The organism is Marinobacter sp. L-46, assembly GCF_056859535.1.
The window spans coordinates 1-4,566 of sequence record NZ_JBSXOP010000080.1; the positions used below are offsets into that span (position 1 = coordinate 1).

The following is a 4,566-nucleotide window of genomic DNA, read 5'->3' on the forward strand; positions in this document are numbered from 1 at the left end:
GATGCCTGCCAGTCTTCGATACGTTGCTGCCAGAGCCGTCTGCGTTCGATGTGTGTCATACTGATTTCTCCTGGGTTGACGAGGAAATCAGTGTGGGCAATCTTGGTAACCGAAAGTAGGTGCTGGTTTATTGGCGCTTACGGTTGTTGAAATGCCCCGATGATGCAGCAATCAGAACATAGCGGTTAATTTGGGCGAAATTGGGCATCAAACCGATCAACTGCGCACCGGCACTGTGGCCCACCAGGGTCACCGGCAGGTTCGGGGCCAGGGCGATCAGCTGGTCCAGCGCTGCCGGCAAATCCAGGGTCCCCCAGTCCACCAGGTCGGCAGAGAGTTCCGCCAGGGGGGTATCGTTGCGGGAGTCCCCGATGCCCCTGTTGGAAAACGCCAGCACGGCAAAGCCCTGTTCGCTCAACATGGTGGCAAAATTGAAATAGACCTGGTGCCGAAACCCCGTGGCCGGGGAGAGCAGGACGGCACCGCGAGGTGACTCTGTGGCTGGCCTGAAAAAGTGCCCGGTGAGCCTATAGCCGTCTTCACAGGTTATTAGGGTTTTTTCCATTGTCGATCCATTTAAGCGACAACTATCGATGCCATCAAAGCCCGATGCGACACCAGTGTGGGGGCGATTTACCATCACTTCGGGAACAAAGAGGGCATCCTGAGTGCGCTCTTTTTTGCGGCCATGGATGATCAGCGACAGCAACTGGAGCGAGAGTTGGCCGGGGCAAACAATCTGCGCGAGGCGGTGTTTTGCATTATCGAGAGCTATCTGGACTGGGTGGCGGCCAACCGCGAATGGGCCAGATTCCTTTATCAGGCACGTTCCCCATTGGCTAAGGGACCATTTCAGCAGGAACTGAAGGATCGAAATATCCAGAATTACCAGAAGCTGAAAGAGCAGTTAATTGGTTTGGGCAAGGGCGATATCAACATTGTCCAGCCCTTCGAGATGCTCTTCTCTCTCATCATAGGTCCGTCGGAAAACTATTGCAGGGCTTGGCTGTCTGGCCGGGTAAAGACATCACCTCAGGAGTACCGAAAAGAATTTGCGGAATCCGCATGGCGCTCGCTAAAGAGGTGATCGGCCTGGTCATCGACTCACCGGAAGTCAGAACCCTTCCGCAGCGATGGCTGAATCCTTGAGTAGTTTGCCTCGATAAGCGTAATCTATTCAACGGCGAACACCGCAGATCCAAGAAGCCACTTTCTATACCCCGGGCCTGGTAAAACAACAATGAGTTCAAACGAACAAAAGCTCAAACGCCGGCGCTCAGCCCTTCGTGGCCGTCAACTGGAACCGGCTGTAATGTCGGAGCTGCGGGGCCTGCTCGGTGACGAAGGTGTCGATCCGTCATTGCGACACCGCGATCGCCTGATCGAGCACCTTCATGCACTGCAGGACACCTACGGTTACCTGACCATGCCCCGTCTCCGGGCCCTTGCGACCTTCATGAATCTGCCCATGGCCGCCATTTATGAGACGGCCACTTTCTATGCCCATTTTGATGTCATTCACGGCGAACAAACGCCACCGCCCGGGATAACTCTGCGGGTGTGTGACTCGCTTTCCTGTCGTTTGGCAGGAGCGGAGGCATTGCATCGAGCGCTATCTGATGGAGCTGATCCCGCCACGGTGAGGGTACAGCGAGCGCCCTGCATGGGCCGCTGTGACACCGCGCCGGTTGTAGGTGTAGGGCATCACCATGTGCTGAATGCCAACGCCCAGACCGTTGAGGCCGCGGTAGAGCAGGGGCGGATTCAGCCAGAGGAGGTTTTCTGGCAACGTCTGTCGGATTATCGTTCGGCTGGCGGTTATCAGTTGCTTACCGATTGCCGCGAAGGCCGGGTGAGCATCGAATCGCTGGAGAAGGAACTTGAGCATGCGGGCCTTCGCGGCCTCGGCGGCGCCGGTTTCCCCACCTTCCGCAAATGGCAGGCCGTGCGGGCGGAACCGGGGCCACGCTATGCGGTGATCAACGCCGACGAGGGTGAACCGGGCACGTTCAAAGATCGCTATTACCTGGAACGTGAACCCCACGGATTCCTCGAGGGTGCGCTGGTCAGCGCCTGGGGGGTTGAGGCGAAGGCTCTCTACATATACCTGCGGGATGAATATCCCGGCCTGCACCGTGTGTTGAAAGATGCCATTGCGGAGCTGGAAGCAGCCGCCATTGTGGAGCAGGGCTTTGTCATCCTGCGCCGTGGTGCGGGCGCCTACATCTGCGGCGAGGAATCCGCCCTGATCGAGTCCCTGGAGGGCAAGCCCGGCAAGCCCCGCCATCGCCCGCCGTTTGTTGCGCAGAAAGGGCTGTTTGGTCAGCCCACGTTGGTGAATAACGTCGAGACGGTTTACTGGATTCCTCGCATCCATGCCCAGGGCGCCGACTGGTTTGCCAGCCAGGGGCGGCATGGTCGTCGCGGCCTTCGGAGCTTTTCGGTCTCCGGACGGGTCGCGAGGCCCGGGGTTCATCTTGCCCCTGCGGGCATCACCCTCAACGAGTTGATCGAGGAATACTGCGGCGGCATGGCGGAAGGGCACCGGCTCCGGGCCTATCTGCCTGGCGGGGCTTCCGGCGGCATACTGCCGGCCAGCAAAGCCGACATACCCCTGGATTTCGACACGCTGCAGGAGCATGGCTGTTTTATCGGCTCTGCAGCTGTGATCGTGCTGTCGGATCAGGACGATCTGGCCGCCGCGGCGTCCAACCTTCTGGGTTTTTTCGCCGATGAGTCCTGCGGGCAGTGTACGCCCTGCCGGGTGGGCACAGAGAAGATGCTCACGCTGCTTGAGCGCGATACCTGGGATGAGGCGACGCTCCGGCAGTTGGCCAGGGTGATGGCGGATGCTTCTATCTGCGGTCTGGGCCAGGCGGCCCCTAATCCGGTGCTGAGCCTGCTGCGGGACTTCCACAGCGAACTGGTCAGCCGCAACCTGATCGCCAAAGGTTAGGGGAGGCAGCCATGAGCGAATTGAAAACAGCCATGAGCAATGCAACGACAAGCTTTACCCTGACACTGGATGGCGTGGAAGTTCAGGCCTACCCCGGTGAAACCCTGTGGCAGGTGGCCCGGCGCGCCGGCGAGACCATTCCGCATCTGTGCTTCAAAGACGCGCCGGGTTACCGCGCGGATGGCAATTGTCGCGCCTGCATGGTGGAAGTGGAAGGCGAACGGGTACTTGCCGCAAGCTGTATCCGCGAGGCCGCGCCCGGCATGGTGGTGCGAAGCGCAGCCTCCGCCCGTGCCCAGGATGCCAGGAGAGCGGTGCTGGAATTGCTGCTGGCCGATCAACCTGAGCGAGATAGCAGCCCCGATCGTTCAAGCCATCTATGGGAAATGGCGGATCAACTGGCCATTGATGCCGGTGCTGTGCGTCAACGTCTCCCGGCCCGTTCAGAGCGCAACGAGCCCACGGTTCACCATGTGGCGCCGAGATTGGAGTCTCTGGCCCACGCCCGGGGCCATGACACCACTCATTCTGCCATGAACGTCAATCTGGACGCCTGCATCACCTGCGGCTTGTGCGAGCGTGCCTGCCGCGAAGTGCAGGGCAACGACGTTATAGGCCTGGCGCACCGTGGTGCTGCGTCCAAAGTGGTGTTTGATTTTGATGACCCCATGGGCGACAGCACCTGCGTTGCGTGCGGCGAATGTGTGCAGGCCTGTCCGACCGGGGCCCTGATGCCCGCCACCTTGATTGATGTCGAGGGCCGCGGAGACTCCGCCACCGCTGATCGCACTGTGGATTCCGTTTGCCCCTATTGCGGTGTGGGCTGCCAACTGACCTATCACGTGAAGAACGAACCTGCGCCTGCCGAAACGGAAACAGGCGAGCATCGTGCCCGCATCCTTTTTGTGGAAGGCAAAGATGGGCCGTCAAACCAGGGCCGGCTCTGTGTTAAGGGGCGTTTCGGCTTTGATTATCCGTCGCACCCAGCTCGGCTCACCCGGCCGCTGATCCGCCGGGCAGGTGTGCCCAAAGGGCTCGACCCTGACTTTGATCCCGCCAATCCGTTAACCCACTTTCGCGAGGCAAGCTGGGAAGAGGCCCTGGATCTTGCAGCAAGCGGATTAACCCAACTTAAAACACGACACGGACCGGATGCGCTGGCCGGCTTCGGCAGCGCCAAGTGCTCCAACGAAGAAGCTTGGCTGTTCCAGAAACTGGTGCGCACCGGTTTTGGCTCCAACCACGTTGATCACTGCACGCGGCTCTGCCACGCCAGCTCCGTGGCGGCTTTGATGGAGTGTCTGGGGTCTGGAGCAGTCACCGCATCCTTTATGCAGGCGCTTCAGGCCGACGTGGTGATCCTCACCGGCTGCAACCCGGCGGTGAACCACCCGGTGGCGGCCACCTACTTCAAGCAGGCAGCACGCAATGGCACTAAGCTGATCATCATAGACCCCCGAGGGCAGGCCCTAGCCCGGATTTCTCATAGTGCTCCAACAACCTTCGCAGACCAAGCCTGGTAGTGCCAGATCCGAGTGGTCATGGTCGAAGTTGGCGATTATTTAGCCAGTTTCCGGCATTCAGGCACAACTCCCCCTTTCCCCCATTGG

At 59.9% G+C, this 4,566-nt stretch carries 4 protein-coding genes; 3 read left to right on the plus strand and 1 reads right to left on the minus strand.

Features of this window, described 5'->3' with window-relative positions:
* Positions 1-127: 127 nt before the first annotated feature.
* On the minus strand, positions 128-565 hold the full coding sequence (locus AC13DJ_RS14315; RefSeq protein ID WP_482934097.1) for an alpha/beta fold hydrolase: 438 nt from the start codon (positions 563-565) through the stop codon (positions 128-130).
* Between the two features lie 24 nt (positions 566-589).
* Between AC13DJ_RS14315 and AC13DJ_RS14320 the strand changes: the two genes are divergently transcribed.
* The 3 genes from AC13DJ_RS14320 (at position 590) to AC13DJ_RS14330 (ending at position 4,479) form a co-directional block, all read left to right on the plus strand.
* Positions 590-1,087 (plus strand): TetR/AcrR family transcriptional regulator, encoded by a 498-nt coding sequence (locus tag AC13DJ_RS14320; RefSeq protein ID WP_482934100.1) that lies wholly within the window; start codon positions 590-592, stop codon positions 1,085-1,087.
* Between the two features lie 153 nt (positions 1,088-1,240).
* Positions 1,241-2,956, plus strand: coding sequence for an NADH-ubiquinone oxidoreductase-F iron-sulfur binding region domain-containing protein (locus tag AC13DJ_RS14325; RefSeq protein WP_482934098.1), 1,716 nt, complete (start codon positions 1,241-1,243; stop codon positions 2,954-2,956).
* 11 nt (positions 2,957-2,967) lie between these two features.
* Positions 2,968-4,479 (plus strand): molybdopterin-dependent oxidoreductase, encoded by a 1,512-nt coding sequence (locus tag AC13DJ_RS14330; protein WP_482934099.1) that lies wholly within the window; start codon positions 2,968-2,970, stop codon positions 4,477-4,479.
* The last annotated feature ends 87 nt before the right edge of the window (positions 4,480-4,566 follow it).